Consider the following 14,588-nt stretch of genomic DNA (forward strand, 5'->3'; position numbering starts at 1 on the left):
TTCGAGGTTACATATAATGCTGAGGGCGAGTTGGTACGCATCGTGACTGTCGAGTATCAACCAGTTAGACGAGCGGGTCGCGAATTCGCAATCAGCGCACAGCAGGCGCTGAATGAGTGCGCGAACAGAACTCCGGTTAAGTCGCGGACGATCCGGGTGGTAATGCGATATACGGCACCCGCCTCAGATGGGCCATTGATCATGAAGAGGCCCCTCCGGTAGCCAATGTCTATCTCTTATGGGCCAGTACCAAGTGCCGCTCGACTGAATAATTCATACAGACGGTTGCCAAAAAAACATAATTGCTGAACAAGGGTTGGAACTAAGCGCTCAATGTCGAGAATGGAACACAGCTTGAAACGCATTAAAATTGGCTTGGTCTGGCTCTTTTTGGCAGGCATTTCGTCAGCGCATGCTCTTGAAGTCAGTTCTCCGGCCATTTTGAAGCCGTCGCCGGAGCAAATGCAAGCCGCCAATCTAACGGCAGAGTTTCTCACGCGTTTTCATTATCGGCCCATTCCTCTGGATGATGCGCTGTCGGTCCGGATCATGAACCGGTTTATCGACTCGCTGGACCCGGATCGGCTCATCTTTCTGCAGGCGGATGTCGACAAGTTCCTGACCGGCAGCAAGGAAATCGATGATGCCATCGAACGCCAGGATTTGACTGTTCCGTTTTCCATCTTCAACACCTACCAGATGCGCATCATCGAGCGCATGACCTTTGCGCGCAGCCTGCTCAAGCAGGGGTTCGATTTCAGCAAGCAGGAAGATTTCTCTATCGTGCGCGACAAGGAGCCCTGGCCGCGATCAAGTGAGGAGAGCAATGATCTGTGGCGCAAACGCGTCAAGAACGACTGGCTGCGTTTGAAGCTTGCCGGCAAGGATGATGCGACGATTCGCAAAACCCTCGACAAGCGCTATGAAAACTCCATCGAGCGCACGTTTAAATACAACAGCAACGACGCTTTCCAATCATTCATGGCTGCCTATACGACGTCGGTCGATCCGCATACCGATTACTTCGGTGCCAAGGCTTCAGCCGAATTCGATATTTCAATGAAGCTGTCTCTGGTCGGTATCGGCGCGGTGCTCCAGGAAAGAGACGACTATACGACGATCCGTGAACTGGTTGCGGGTGGTCCGGCACAGTCATCGGGCAAGCTTGCCGTGGGCGACCGTATTGTTGGCGTTGGACAGGGCAAGGAAGGTCCTATCAAGGAAGTGATCGGCATGCGTCTCGATGAGGTCGTGCAGATGATCCGTGGTGACAAGGGTTCGGTTGTGCGGCTCGATATCCTGCCCGTCGATGCTGGCCCCGACGGCAAGCACCATGTCATCTCTCTAGTCCGCGACAAGATCAGTCTCGACAAGCAGGCCGCCCAGAAGAAGATCCTTTCGGTGAAAGACGGAGACGCCTCCCGCAAGATTGGAGTGATCACTCTGCCTGCGTTTTACGAAGACATTGAAGCGCGGCGCAAGGGCGACAAGAATTACAGGAGTGCCAGCCGCGACGTTGCCAAGCTCATTGCTGAGTTGAAGCAAGACAAGGTTGATGGTGTGCTGGTCGACCTGCGCAACAACGGCGGCGGTTCGCTCAGCGAAGCGATCGATCTAACAGGATTGTTTGTTGGAAAAGGACCGGTCGTCCAGCAGCGCAATGCAAGCGGCGAAGTCAAGGTGGAAAGCGATACTCTTTCGGCACCTGCCTGGAAGGGCCCGCTGGGCGTACTCATCAATCGCGGTTCAGCTTCGGCTTCCGAGATTTTTGCTGCGGCGATACAGGATTATGGTCGTGGTGTGGTTATCGGCGAACCAAGTTTCGGCAAGGGAACGGTGCAGACCGTGGTCAATCTTGACGAAGTGGCCAATAACCCCAAACCCGAATATGGCGAGCTTAAATTTACAGTCGCGCAGTTCTTCCGAGTTGACGGTGGTACGACCCAATTGCGTGGTGTAACACCCGATATCAGTCTACCGGGGCTTTTCGATCTCAAGCTTGTCGGTGAATCAAGCTTCGACAATGCGTTGCCGTGGTCGCAGGTGAAGGCTGCGAAGTACAAGCGATCGGACAATATAAAGACGCTGTTGCCTCGGCTGCAGAACCTGCATGATGAGCGCGTGCAGAAATCCCCGGAGTTTCAGGACTTTTTGCAAGACGTTGCAACGCTGAAAGAGCAGCGCGAGAAAAAGTCCATATCCCTCAACGAAACTGAACGTCGCAACGAGATGGCCGCTCAGGAAAAGCGGATCAAGGCACGCGGGAAGGTCAACGACGGTATTGATACCGGGATGGATGACGGTCTGCAATCGAATGAGCGAAGCTTGAGTGCTGATCTGGCGATTGAGAAAAACCGCAAGAGCGCGACAGATGTCCTGCAGAACGAGGCTGCGGCGATTGTGGGCGATCTGGTTGATCTGCGATAGGGCTTTGGTTCAAGCCAGTGCGGGAGAGAACTCGCAACGGGAGGTGCTGGCGCCGCCCGCTGCGCTGTTGCTAAACTTAGGGATTATCGGATTTCAGAAGATAACCCGCACTAAACCCGTTAGATCGCGTGAACGGTCAGGTTTCACGGTCCGCGCTTATTTGCGCAGCTCGGCTTCGATCTGATCGAGAACCTGATCCTTGCCAATGCCGGTCAGGAAGGGGAGGCCCTTTATGACGGGCTTGGTCACAGAAGCCGAAATAGGCGTAGTGGAAACGATGAAATCCACATTGTCAGCCAGAGAAGCAACTTCAGTTGCTTTTGCCTGCTGAGCGTTGAAGGTAAGCCCACGCTTTTTCATTTCTTCGGTGACGGTTGCATTCACTGCCGTAGATGTCGCTACACCTGTACCGCAAGCGAAGAGAATTGTTTTCATTTTAGCCATGGTTTCCTCCAATTGGTGCTTGTGTGTTCAGGGCGCTAGAGCATTCCCTGTTTTTCTTGAATCATTGGAAATGCTCTATTTCTTTGTTTTTCGCATTATCCGACGCAAAACCGCTTCGCACTTTTGCTGGAAATGCTCTAGCCTTTATTGCAAGGCAGTTTGAACGTCCTCAAGCGTGCGTGCGGCCTTCAGCCTGTCGAGTGCATCAGCATCCTGAATGGTTGCCATGATCTGCTGTAAGGTCTCAATCTGTTTGTCCTTGTCGTTGATAGCAAGCAGAAACACATATCCAACCGGGACAGCTTCTTCCGGGTCTTCCATATTGGCGAACTGGATGGGCGATTTCAGCGTCGCGAATGCAATACCAGCCTTGATCACATGTTCAGGATCGGTGTGAGGGACTGCGACGTTATCATCGCGCTCTAGTGGCAATCCGGTAGGCATGGACAATTCGCGGCTAACGACGGCATCAGCATAGCTTGGCTTGACGTAGCCAAGTTTCTCCAGCTTGCCCGCCAATATCCGGATAATCTCTTCGTTGGTTTTTGCGTCGCTCTGAAGCTCGATCGCTTGTGGGTCGAGAAAATCAATCAGACCAGCAGCCATTCCATTCTCCATTCAAAGAAGGTCGCACGCCGATCTCGACGTGCGACTTGTATTTCATGCAGCGATCATTGCCGCGCTCAGGCTGCAATTTCGTCTGCAGGTTCGTCCTCAGCACCCGCAGCGCGTTCCCATGCCTGCGTATTGCGACGATAGAGCATGAAAAGTGCTGCAATAACCACGGCGATTACCGCGATACCAATAGCACCGAGCCACTGGATGGCCGAGATGATGACGTAAGGCACCCACAGGAATCCATCGACCACCGAAGTAATCTGCAAGGCGTTCTCAGGCAGCTTGAAGCCCGATGAAACAGCAGCGCTGGTGAACAATGGTGCGAGCGCATTGGCGACATAGAAGCCGATGGCCAGTGTGATGGTTCCGACGACGACCATGCGGAACACGTTCCCTTTCAGAAGCGGTGCCGTCATGGCGACGATGAACGGAATGACGGCAAGATCGGCGAACAGGATCACGCGGTTGCCCGGCAGGATGACCGACAGAATGATCGCAATCGGCACAAGAATGAGTGACGACGAGATTGCAGCCGGGTGTCCAATCAGGATTGCCGAGTCGAGACCGACGAGAAGTTCGCGGTCGCCCGTGCGCTTGCGCACAAATTCCTGTGCAGCGTCAGAAACCGGCAGCAGGCCTTCCATCAGGATTTTCACCATGCGCGGCAGAAGCAGCATGACTGCTGCAAGCGTCATGCCGGTGCCGAGAACCTTGGCGAGGATCGTGCCGAAGTCGCCTGCATTATAAAATGCGATAGTACCAAGAACGAGACCTATGATCAGCCCCATCACGACCGGCTCACCGAAAACCCCAAAGCGACGTTCGATGGTTTCGGTGTTGATGTTGATCTTGTTGATGCCGGGGATGCGATCCATGATCCAGTTGAGCACGATGGCAATTGGCAGGATCTGCGCCGAGGCCAGATGCGGCACGGACACACCGGGTACGCCATAGAACTGCTGAACAGCGCGTGCGGACCAGTCTGCAAACAACAGCGACAGTGCTGCAACCAGTGCTGCAATGATGATGCCATAAGCGAGGTTATCGGTTGCAGCGACAACCAGCGAGCCTACGAAAGCAAAGTGCCAGAAATTCCATACGTCCACATTGAGCGTGCGCGTCCAGCGCATCAGCAGGAGGACGATGTTGACCAGAATACCAACTGGAATAACCCACAAGCCCACGGATGAACCAAAGGCGATGGCTGCAGCCGATGGCCAGCCCACATCAACGATGTCGCGTTTGATGCCTGTATTGGTGACGATTGCCTGAGCCACTTCACCGATAGAGGTGAACATAAGGCCAAGGACCAGGTTGATACCGATGAAAGCGACGCCAATTGTTATGGCTGCACGGAAGGCTTTGCCGACCTTCGCCCCAAGTACCACTGCAATAATGAAAATCACGATAGGCAACAGGACTGTCGCCCCAAGCGTATCGACTGCCGTTTTAAGTCCGCTCAGAAATGCGTCCATTTATCTCTCCTCCCCCTCGGAGCACGTCCCAAAGTGCACCGAACTAACAGAACATCATTATTAGCTCGCACGTATCGACGTTTCAAAATGTGAATTGGGCGAAACGGCAGAACATTTGTATTCTATAGCAAACTAAAGTTGAATAACAAGATGGCATTTCGGGAGGTGTAAACGCTGCGAGAAATGAACACTGGTATTGACTTAGAAACAAATGTTCATTAATCGATAATGCATCAGAGGAGACTGCGAGAATTTTGCAGGGACGTTCAGGAGGAAACGATGGCAACCAATGTGGCGTTGACAGGTTTGGCGCGTGACATGCAGGCGCGGGCGGATAGTGGGCGCCCAATTCGCATCGGACTGATTGGCTCCGGCGAAATGGGCACCGATATCGTCACGCGCGTTGCACATATGCCGGGTATTGAGGTTGGTGCCATCTCCGAATTGCGCGTTCCAAATGCACTCAAGGCAGTGGATATTGCTTTTCAGGAAGAAGGCCATGGCCGCGAGGTCTCGACAGCTTCCGACCTGACTGCTGCTATGGAAGCGCACAAGGTTGCTGTAACCGACAATGCCAATCTGATCCTCGAAAATGATCTTATCGATGTCGTGATCGATGCAACCGGTGTTCCAGCTGTGGGGGCCGAAATCGGCCTGCGCGCTATGGAGCATGGCAAGCATCTTGTCATGATGAATGTCGAAGCGGACGTCACCATCGGTGCATATCTGAAAGCCGAAGCCGAGCGCCTTGGCGTGACCTATTCGCTGGGCGCAGGCGATGAGCCGTCATCCTGTATGGAGCTGATCGAGTTTGTGACTGCCATGGGTCATCCGATTGTGGCGGCGGGCAAGGGCAAGAACAATCCGCTCAATATCGACGCCATTCCAGATGAATATATGGAAGAAGCCACGCGCCGTAACATGAATGTACGCATGTTGGTGGAATTCGTTGACGGTTCAAAGACCATGGTTGAAATGGCGGCTATTGCCAATGCCACAGGTCTCGTCCCCGATAAGGCCGGTATGCACGGCCCTGCTGCAACGCTCGACCAGCTCAATAAGACGCTGATCCCTGAAAAGGATGGCGGCGTGCTGTCGAAGGTCGGTGTGGTCGATTATTCCATCGGCAAGGGTGTTGCGCCGGGCGTATTTGTTGTCGCCGACATGTCGCATCCGCGTATTTCCGAGCGCATGGAAGATCTGAAAATGGGCAAGGGTCCATATTTCACGTTCCATCGTCCGTATCACCTGACTTCCCTTGAAGTGCCGCTCACCTGCGCCCGCGTTGTGCTCTATGGCAAGCCGGACATGGTTCCGCTTTCAAAGCCGGTCGCCGAAGTGGCAGCCGTTGCAAAGAAGGACATGCAGCCGGGCGAAAAGCTCGATGCGATTGGCGAATATTGCTACCGCGCTTGGATCATGACTTCCGGTGAAGCAAGAAGCGCGCATGCGATCCCATGCGGGTTGTTGCAGGGTGGCAGCGTGACCAAGCCGATCAAAAAAGGCGAACTGATCACTTACGACAATGCGGCTGTAGCTCCCGGCTCCAAGATTGCCGAGCTGCGCGCACGTCAGGACAAGCTCGTTTACGGAGCGTGAGGACAAAACATCATGGTTCAAGCCAAAAAAGTCGAACCGCAGGATACGGGCGACCGTCACAATTTGCCTTATGCTTTCCGCACTTATTCGCCGGAACAGCTGAAAGAAGCACTGCATAAAATGTATCTCATCCGCCGCTTTGAAGAGGGCGCGGAAGAAAGCTACACGCGTGGCCTCATTCATGGAACGATGCATCTGTCCATCGGGCAGGAAGCAAGCGCGATGGGCTCGTGCCTGCCACTTAACGATGACGACATGATCACCTCGACCCATCGTGGTCATGGCCACTGCATCGCCAAGGGTGCAGACGTGAAGCGCATGTTTGCTGAGTTTTTCGGCAAGGAAACCGGTTATTGCAAAGGCCGTGGCGGCTCGATGCACATTGCTGACGTTTCCAAGGGCAATCTTGGTGCAAACGGCATTGTCGGCGGCGGTATCCCGATTGCGGTCGGTGCAGCTCTTTCCGCCAAGAAGCAGAAAAACGGCAAGGTGGTCGTGTCGTTCTTTGGCGATGGTGCGAACAATGAGGGTGCTTTTCACGAAGCACTCAATATGGCTTCGGTCTGGAAGCTCCCTGTCATTTTCGTGTGCGAAAACAACGGTTACGGGATGTCTACTTCGACCAAGCGTTCGACGGCGGTTGCCAATGTCGCTGATCGTGCATCGGCCTATAACATGCCGGGCGTGATCGTGGATGGCAACAATCTGTCGGAAGTGGCAGAGGCCGTGAATGAAGCCACCGAACGCGCACGGCGCGGCGATGGGCCTACGCTCATTGAAAACAAGACCTACCGCATTCGTGGTCATTCCAAGAGCGATCGCAACCGCTATCGCACCAAGGAAGAAATCGAGCACTGGCAGAACGATCGCGATCCAATCGCGCATTTTGAGGCCGACTTGAAAGCCTATGGCTTCATCAACGATGCCGAGATCGAGGCGATCCGTACCGAGGTGGAGAAGGAGATCGCTGAGGCGATTGAGTTCGCCAAGAACAGCCCTGCACCCGATCTGACCAACCTGACCCGCGACGTTTACACGGATGATATTTGAACATGGACACAGCAATCCGTGAGTTGAGCTATTCGCAAGCCATTCAGGAAGCAATGGCGATTGCCATGGAACGCGACGACCGCGTGTTCCTGATGGGTGAAGATATTGGCGTCTATGGCGGCGCATTTCAGGTGACAGGGGATCTGGTGCATCGCTTTGGCGAGGACCGTGTCATGGACACCCCGATTTCAGAACTGGGCGGCGCGGGTGTCGCTGTCGGCGCAGCACTGACCGGTATGCGTCCGATTTTTGAATTTCAGTTCTCCGACTTTGCAGCACTTGCTATGGAGCAGATCGTCAATCAGGCTGCCAAAATCCGCTATATGCTTGGCGGCGCGGTTTCTGTGCCACTGGTCATGCGCTTCCCGGCTGGCTCGGGAACAGGTGCTGCAGCGCAGCACAGCCAGAGCCTTGAAGCATGGCTTGGTCATGTTCCCGGTCTCAAAGTTTTGCAGCCGTCGACACCTTATGACGCCAAAGGCATGTTGCTTGCAGCCGTTGAAGATCCAGACCCCGTCATGATCTTTGAACACAAGCTGCTTTATAAGATGAAAGGTCCGGTTCCTGAAGGCTTCTACACCGTGCCGATCGGCAAGGCAGAAGTGGTTCGTGAAGGCCGTGATCTGACCATCGTTGCAACCGCAATCATGGTGCACAAAGCACTTGATGCGGCTGCCGAACTTGCCAAGGAAGGTATTGATGTTGAAGTGATCGATCTGCGCACCGTGCGTCCGATTGATCATGAAACCATCATTAAAAGCGTCAAGAAGACGTCCAAGCTCCTCTGCGTTTATGAAGCTGTAAAGACGCTTGGCATCGGTGCTGAAATCTCCGCAATCGTCGCGGAAAGTGATGCCTTTGACTATCTTGATGCGCCAATCGTGCGTCTTGGCGGGGCAGAAACTCCAATTCCTTACAATCCTGATCTTGAACGTGCAACGGTTCCGCAGGTGCCTGATATCCTGAAAAGTGCGCGTGATCTGGCTAAAGGAGTGCGCTGACCATGGCTGTGGAAGTCATTCTCCCCAAGGTCGATATGGATATGGAGACGGGGCAGATTTCGCGCTGGTACGCCAAGGATGGCGATACTGTCACGAAAGGCCAGCTTCTCTTTGAAATTGAGACTGATAAGGCGGCGATGGAAGTCGATGCTCCGGCATCAGGCATTATTGCGGATATCAGTGCCGCAGAAGGCGCTGTTGTCCCGGTTGGTCAGACTGTCGCCTGGATTTATGACGAAGGTGAAGAACGTAGTGCCAAGTCAGCGCCCGTCGTTGAAGAGCCAATTGCTGCTGTGCCCGTCGAAACTATCATTGAGACGGTAGCACCAAAACCGGTTGAACCAAAATCCTCCCAAGACGATAAAAATGGTTCAGCAGATGATGTGCGGGCAACACCGCTCGCACGGCGGCTCGCCCGTGAAGCAGGCATTGATCTCGCCACCATTCAGGGCTCAGGTCCGAAGGGCCGCGTGCAGAAGAAGGACGTTGAAGGCAATACCGGCATTGCGAAGCATGCAGTATCGGCTAAATCGCCTGCAATTAAAAATGCTGACCCATCCGTGCCCGGTCAGCTTAACGCAGTCTGGTTGCGTGAGGGCGAGGCCGATCGGTTGCCGATTGTGCTGATCCACGGCTTTGCCGCAGACCTCAACTCATGGCGTGGCTTGTTTGCCGGGGCGTCGCTTGGCCACCCGATACTGGCGCTTGATCTTCCGGGACACGGTAATTCACCACGTGTCGTTCCTGAAAGCATTGATGACATTGCTGCTGCAGTCGAAGCGACGCTGGCTGCTTTCGGTGTGACGTCGTGCCTGTTGGTCGGCCATTCGCTTGGCGGGGCCGTCGCCACAGTCACCGCTGCGCGTGGCGTTGTCGATGTGCGTTCCCTGTTGCTTATCTCTTCGGGTGGTTTGGGGCCGCAGGTCAACGGTGCGTTCATAAAAGGTCTTATCGGCGCGAAAAGCGAAGCCAGCATCGTTCCCTGGTTGAAGCTGCTCGTTGCCGATGAGAGCCATCTGACAAAGCCATTCATCAATGCAACCGTTGCTCAGGCTTCCGACGCAGAACTGCGCAATACACAGGAAGCGATTGGTGCCCGGTTCTTTGCAGATGGCACGCAGACATTTGAGGTTCGCTCAAGCACTGCCTCGCTTGCAATGCCGGTGCGGCTCATCTTCGGTGCCGAAGATCGGGTTATTCCCGTTGCCCAGGCTCATGGTTTGCCGGGGAAAGTTGGCGTCCACATTTTCGCAGGTTGTGGACATATGCCACAAATCGAAGAGCGGGCTGCGGTGCTGCAAATCCTTAAAGAGTGTGCAACGGCTGCTGCCAATTGATGTTCAACTGGTGTGATTAAAAAGAAAGCACATCGTTTTGCGGCGATGTGCTTTTTGTTGTTACTCGGACTGCGCCCTGTCCTTGAGCATCTGTGTTGCACTTTCTTCATCGGTGATGAGAACGGTGGGTTTCAGAAGTTCGATTGCACCAAGCAGAGCGGCAATTTTCTCTTTGCCGCCTGATGTAAGAATACGTTGCGGCGTCTTCTGAAGACTTTCAATTTTGGCCGACATGACGCGGTCGTGCACGGGATCATCAACGATCTTGCCGTTCTTGTCATAGAAGTGGAAAAGTACGTCGCCAACAGCGCCATTTGCAATGAGCGATAGCTTCTGTTCCTCGTCAATCAGGCCGACACGATAAGACGTGCTGCTGGCGGTTTGAATGTCGCCGACGCTGAGCAGAACCATGTCCAATTCTTCGGCCATATCCAGCACAGTATTCAATCCGCAACGTTCGATAAGAGCGATCCGTGTCTCTTTGCTATCAACCAGAGCAGGGGCGGGGATAAGATAGCCTTCACCCTGAAAAATCTGCGCAAACTGCCAGGCAAATTCCGGCGGATTGGAACGGCGTGGCTGCACGATGCCGCCGAGCAGCGAGATCACTTTCAAATCGTTGAGCGGGCGGGCACCGATGTGCTGCAGAGTGCTGGAAAGGGTGCGCCCCCAGCCGACGCCAATCGTCATGCCGTGCTGCACCTTTTCCGACAGATAAGCGCCGGTGGCAGCACTGATCGGTGGAATAGGATCAATGTCAGATGAAGAGAGCGGCGCGACAATCGCGCGTTCCAGACCAAAGGTCTTTTCAAGCTCCACTTCCAATGCGGTCAAGCTTGCCAGCTTGCCTTCGATGGTAATTTTTACTTCATTGCGAGCACGGGCATCAGCAAGAAGGCGAACGATTGTGACACGACCGACGCCAAGCGCTTCAGCAATGTCGTTCTGGGTCATTTGTTCGACGTAATACATCCACGCGGCACGCGTTCTCAACCGGCTCGTGCGGTTTTCGGCGGCAACGCCTTCCGATCCAATGATGAGGTCAGCTGTCTCCGGATTCTTTTGCGTCTTCTTGCCAGCTTTTTTCAAAATAATCCCTCAAATTATTGGCGCAATACTGCTTTATAGAAGTGATACTCTTAAAGCGAACCTATTGCTTTTCCATGTGAAGGCAAACAATAATTCATGTGCTCTGTCCAGGCTGTTCCGGTGGCGCTTCGGTTAAGGAAAATGAACATGCTACGCATTCTTTCGGAAGAAATTGCAGTCAATCTGAAAGACCGGCTGCGTGAGGTTCGATATATGATTCGCCGCAATCGTCATGAAAGTTTGCAGGGCGAACAAGCCGCTTCCCGGCCGGGTGAAATCGTGTCGCCGGAACTGTTGCTTGGACATGCTGCGAGCATGATGGACAAGGCGCTGACCACAGCTGAAACAATCTCCATTTCGTTGATTTCATCGAACCCGAATGTTCATAACAGTGCGCCGCATGTGAGAAGCCTGTCGGTTTATTTCGGCGCAGGAGCTGAAGGTGGGCGCGCGTTCCGCAAGGATATGTACTATCTCACGAAGGAAGTGCTCCGCCGCCATCAGTTGCAGAATGTGCTGATTCAGGAAGCTGTGTTTGTCACCGTGCATGCAAAAGTAATGCGCAAACATGGAGCTCTCTTGAAGAGCGCGGTTGCCGCCGAGGCGGGCGACAAAAAAGTAGCCGAAACGGCCAAGGCCATCACGGCCATGTTTTTCGAGCTTCTTGCGGAAAAGCCGGTTCGTTTTATTTCATTGGATGGCCATTGCGATCCGCAGGCTTTACGTAAATTCGAAACAATGTGTTTCGCTGCTGTTGGCCTGGCATGCGGACTGGCCACAGCGAAAGCTGGCGACCTGGAAGGAATTGACCCACTTGAGAGCGCCATTCTGGCTTTGGACGCAAGACATGAGCGTCTGATGCAGGCTGCTGAAGATCGAGATCATCCACAGCTCGAAAATCTGTTCCAGACCTTGATTGCACACCTGCCATAAAACAAAGCCCGGATACGATGATCCGGGCTTTGTTTTATAGATGCGTCGCAGATGAAGTTTAGTTTCCAAACATATCTGCGATCAGCTTTTTTGCGCGGGGAATTGAAGCCGGACTCATGCTGAGCTCGGTCAGTCCCATGCGCAGGAATTCGCCGATGAGTTCCGGCTTTCCTGCAGCTTCGCCGCACATGCCCACCATGATGCCTGCTTCGGTACCCGCCTTTGCGGTCATCTCGATTGCCGCCATGACAGCCGGGTGGCTTACGTCGTTGAGCTTCGCAACGGTTGGATTGAGCCGATCCGCAGCCATCACATACTGCGTGAGATCATTGGTGCCGATGGAGAAGAAAGCCGCTTCTTTTGCGAGTTCTCTGGCGGCAAAAACAGCCGCCGGTGTCTCAATCATAACGCCAAGGTCGAACTGGGCGAAAGCTTTACCTTCGTTTGTAAGTTCGCTGATGCATTCTGCGATCAGTCGTTTGGTTGCGCGAATTTCTCCGACATCCGAGACCATCGGCAGCATCACCTTGAGGTTACCATTGACTGCTGCGCGCAGCAATGCGCGCAACTGCGGCTTGAATACATCCAAACGATCCAGACACATGCGAATGCCGCGCCAGCCAAGGAAAGGGTTTTCTTCCTCGGGAAACTCGATGCCTGCAATGGGCTTATCGCCACCGATATCGAGCGTCCGGACAATAACCGAATGTGGTGCAAATGCTTTGAGAAGCGCCGAATAGGTTTCGGCCTGCATGTCTTCGGACGGCAGATGAATATGCTTCATGAAGAGAAGCTCAGTGCGGAAAAGACCAACCCCCATGGCGCCGGCTTCGAGCGCGACGTCGATCTCCTCAAGTGCGCCCATATTGGCGGCAACTTCGATAATATTTCCATCTGCGCGACGCGGCGTGATCGAGCGATAAGCATCCAGAGCCTGCTTTTCCTGCATTGCTTTGGAAATACGCGCTTCGATTTCGTTGCGGATAGCCAGGTCTGGATCGGCATGAACGATGCCGAACGTTCCGTCCACTGCTACGGTCTTTGCATTCTCGAGCTCATGGATTGCACTCCCCAGGCCAAGAACAGCCGGAATGCCATGCGTGCGGGCGATGATCGCAACATGCGATGTGGCGCCGCCATGTCCGCAGACAACACCTTTGATTTTTTTGAGCGGTGCACGTGCCAGATCCCAGGCGCCGATGTCTTCGGCAATAAGCACCGATCCTTCCGGCAAGCCTTCCAGATTGATATCTTCCTTGCCGAGAAGTGCAAGACAGATCTGGCGACTGACGGCATGCACATCATCTGCACGTGCATTAAGATAGTGATCGTCGAGTGCCGCAAACTGCCCGGCAACCGTGGAAGCTGCAGCAAGCATCGCCGAAATGGCATCTAAACCATCTCGAATGAGCCCAAGTGCTTCGTCGGTCAGGCTATCATCCGCAGCAATATCCTTTAATGCCGCAATGATGCCTCTGTCAGCGTCAGCGAGGTTGCCGCTGGAGAGCGAAGCATCCATGCGTTGCTGTACCGTCGCGATAGCCGACTTAAAATGGGCAATCTCGGTGTCTATTTCAGATGCTGCAAGCTTCCGGCCCAACGGCTTGATTTCTTCAGGAAAAAACGGAAACGCAGTACCCAATGAGATGCCTTCGCTCGCACCAATGCCTTTTATCTGACCCGTGGGCAGCTTTATCGAAATCGCAGGCTGAGTAGCGGCTGGCGGCGTGGTTTCTGCTTGAGGGGTAGCAGTGGGTGCAGCGGCCTCTTCAAGACCAGCTTGCGGGTTTTCCAGATAGCCAATCAAAGCTTCGATGGCTTCAATGGCATCGGCACCATCGGCACGAACGGTCACTTCATCAAGCTCTTTCACACCAAGCAGCATCAGCTTGACGGAGCTTTTGGCACTTACGCTTTTTCCGGCCTTGGCGATTTCGATGTCACTTTCAAAACCTTTGGCCAGTTTAACGAAGCGGGTGGCGGGGCGCGCATGCAGCCCTTCATGCACCCGGACGATAGTCGAGCGTTCCATTTATATAAGCCTCAAAGCAACATCTGAAACATTCCAACATTTTAAATGTCGAAACTTGTTCCAATTATCTGTTTTAACACGTAATTCCAAATCCAATGATGGCCAGATTCAGCCGCCAATGGTGATAATCTGCCCTTCTTTGAGAGCAGCGACAAGCTCTTCGCCGACGATTTCAGTAGCGCAAATTTCGCCTGGACGATCTGTCGATTGTGCGCCCGTAAACGAAATAACGACGTGGCCGATTTCGCGTACTTTTTGCCAGGCGCTATCACCGACAGCAGTGATTTCTGCGTTGAGCGAGCCGATGGTGATGCGGGCTCCGACAGCAGGTGCGGCCGCTTCCGGGCCTTCTTCCACGACATGCATTACGGAAACTTCAGCGAGTTCAGGTGGCGACCCATCTGCAAAAAGAATGAGAACGCCGCCTTCAGCGAGATCCGCAACTTCCGGGCCGATCGCGGTGATCCGCGTTTTCAGATGTATCGACATAGAGGCGGTCCTTTCTTGGTATGGTCTTCGATGCCCGGAAATAGTGATCAGGGGACATCGACATTGCAGATGTTTGGGAGATTGCCTGCCGCCG

At 53.8% G+C, this 14,588-nt stretch carries 12 protein-coding genes; 6 read left to right on the top strand and 6 right to left on the bottom strand.

The window, feature by feature from the left end; genetic code table 11:
* Nucleotides 1-342 precede the first annotated feature (342 nt).
* Nucleotides 343-2,427, top strand: coding sequence for a carboxy terminal-processing peptidase (locus FG152_RS00265; RefSeq protein WP_010659302.1), 2,085 nt, complete (start codon nt 343-345; stop codon nt 2,425-2,427).
* Between the two features lie 156 nt (nt 2,428-2,583).
* Here the strand turns inward: FG152_RS00265 and FG152_RS00270 are convergent, their stop codons facing one another.
* The 3 genes from FG152_RS00270 to FG152_RS00280 all read right to left on the bottom strand — a co-directional run bounded on the left by FG152_RS00270 (nt 2,584) and on the right by FG152_RS00280 (nt 4,964).
* Nucleotides 2,584-2,871 carry a PTS sugar transporter subunit IIB gene (locus tag FG152_RS00270; RefSeq protein WP_010659301.1) on the bottom strand — a complete coding sequence of 96 codons (288 nt, stop codon included), beginning with the start codon at nt 2,869-2,871 and terminating at the stop codon, nt 2,584-2,586.
* A gap of 144 nt (nt 2,872-3,015) precedes the next feature.
* The gene (locus tag FG152_RS00275; protein WP_010659300.1) at nt 3,016-3,477 is read right to left on the bottom strand and encodes a PTS sugar transporter subunit IIA; all 462 of its coding nucleotides are present in this window, start codon (nt 3,475-3,477) and stop codon (nt 3,016-3,018) included.
* A gap of 77 nt (nt 3,478-3,554) precedes the next feature.
* Nucleotides 3,555-4,964 (bottom strand): PTS galactitol transporter subunit IIC, encoded by a 1,410-nt coding sequence (locus FG152_RS00280; protein WP_010659299.1) that lies wholly within the window; start codon nt 4,962-4,964, stop codon nt 3,555-3,557.
* A 279-nt stretch (nt 4,965-5,243) separates the two neighbouring features.
* On the opposite strand from FG152_RS00280, the gene FG152_RS00285 reads away from it, so the two are divergent.
* The 4 genes from FG152_RS00285 to FG152_RS00300 are packed head-to-tail and all read left to right on the top strand — an operon-like array spanning nt 5,244 to nt 9,951.
* Nucleotides 5,244-6,563: an NAD(P)H-dependent oxidoreductase gene (locus FG152_RS00285; protein ID WP_010659298.1), complete on the top strand. Its 1,320-nt coding sequence runs from the start codon at nt 5,244-5,246 to the stop codon at nt 6,561-6,563.
* Between the two features lie 12 nt (nt 6,564-6,575).
* Entirely contained in the window at nt 6,576-7,613 is a 1,038-nt protein-coding gene (locus tag FG152_RS00290; protein WP_010659297.1) for a thiamine pyrophosphate-dependent dehydrogenase E1 component subunit alpha, read from the top strand.
* Nucleotides 7,614-7,615: 2 nt separating this feature from the next.
* The gene (locus FG152_RS00295; RefSeq protein ID WP_010659296.1) at nt 7,616-8,614 is read left to right on the top strand and encodes an alpha-ketoacid dehydrogenase subunit beta; all 999 of its coding nucleotides are present in this window, start codon (nt 7,616-7,618) and stop codon (nt 8,612-8,614) included.
* Between the two features lie 2 nt (nt 8,615-8,616).
* The gene (locus FG152_RS00300; RefSeq protein WP_010659295.1) at nt 8,617-9,951 is read left to right on the top strand and encodes an acetoin dehydrogenase dihydrolipoyllysine-residue acetyltransferase subunit; all 1,335 of its coding nucleotides are present in this window, start codon (nt 8,617-8,619) and stop codon (nt 9,949-9,951) included.
* A gap of 60 nt (nt 9,952-10,011) precedes the next feature.
* Here the strand turns inward: FG152_RS00300 and FG152_RS00305 are convergent, their stop codons facing one another.
* Nucleotides 10,012-11,040: a sugar-binding transcriptional regulator gene (locus tag FG152_RS00305; protein WP_010659294.1), complete on the bottom strand. Its 1,029-nt coding sequence runs from the start codon at nt 11,038-11,040 to the stop codon at nt 10,012-10,014.
* Nucleotides 11,041-11,253: 213 nt separating this feature from the next.
* On the opposite strand from FG152_RS00305, the gene FG152_RS00310 reads away from it, so the two are divergent.
* The gene (locus FG152_RS00310; RefSeq protein ID WP_226622634.1) at nt 11,254-11,973 is read left to right on the top strand and encodes a hypothetical protein; all 720 of its coding nucleotides are present in this window, start codon (nt 11,254-11,256) and stop codon (nt 11,971-11,973) included.
* Between the two features lie 58 nt (nt 11,974-12,031).
* On the opposite strand, the gene ptsP is transcribed toward FG152_RS00310, so the two are convergent.
* Both ptsP and FG152_RS00320 read right to left on the bottom strand, forming a co-directional pair.
* Entirely contained in the window at nt 12,032-14,005 is a 1,974-nt protein-coding gene (gene ptsP / locus FG152_RS00315) for a phosphoenolpyruvate--protein phosphotransferase (protein ID WP_105529170.1), read from the bottom strand.
* A gap of 108 nt (nt 14,006-14,113) precedes the next feature.
* Entirely contained in the window at nt 14,114-14,494 is a 381-nt protein-coding gene (locus FG152_RS00320) for a PTS glucitol/sorbitol transporter subunit IIA (RefSeq protein ID WP_010659291.1), read from the bottom strand.
* Between the last annotated feature and the right edge of the window lie 94 nt (nt 14,495-14,588).

The organism is Ochrobactrum sp. XJ1, from assembly GCF_024701725.1.
Lineage (GTDB): Bacteria > Pseudomonadota > Alphaproteobacteria > Rhizobiales > Rhizobiaceae > Brucella > Brucella anthropi.

Coding starts and splice junctions, on each gene's coding strand:
- FG152_RS00275 (WP_010659300.1), bottom strand. CDS start 3,477: ATGGCTGCTGGTCTGATTGATTTTCTCGACCCACAAGCGATCGAGCTT.
- FG152_RS00320 (WP_010659291.1), bottom strand. CDS start 14,494: ATGTCGATACATCTGAAAACGCGGATCACCGCGATCGGCCCGGAAGTT.
- FG152_RS00285 (WP_010659298.1), top strand. CDS start 5,244: ATGGCAACCAATGTGGCGTTGACAGGTTTGGCGCGTGACATGCAGGCG.
- FG152_RS00270 (WP_010659301.1), bottom strand. CDS start 2,871: ATGGCTAAAATGAAAACAATTCTCTTCGCTTGCGGTACAGGTGTAGCG.
- ptsP (WP_105529170.1), bottom strand. CDS start 14,005: ATGGAACGCTCGACTATCGTCCGGGTGCATGAAGGGCTGCATGCGCGC.
- FG152_RS00300 (WP_010659295.1), top strand. CDS start 8,617: ATGGCTGTGGAAGTCATTCTCCCCAAGGTCGATATGGATATGGAGACG.
- FG152_RS00265 (WP_010659302.1), top strand. CDS start 343: ATGGAACACAGCTTGAAACGCATTAAAATTGGCTTGGTCTGGCTCTTT.
- FG152_RS00295 (WP_010659296.1), top strand. CDS start 7,616: ATGGACACAGCAATCCGTGAGTTGAGCTATTCGCAAGCCATTCAGGAA.
- FG152_RS00290 (WP_010659297.1), top strand. CDS start 6,576: ATGGTTCAAGCCAAAAAAGTCGAACCGCAGGATACGGGCGACCGTCAC.
- FG152_RS00280 (WP_010659299.1), bottom strand. CDS start 4,964: ATGGACGCATTTCTGAGCGGACTTAAAACGGCAGTCGATACGCTTGGG.
- FG152_RS00310 (WP_226622634.1), top strand. CDS start 11,254: ATGATTCGCCGCAATCGTCATGAAAGTTTGCAGGGCGAACAAGCCGCT.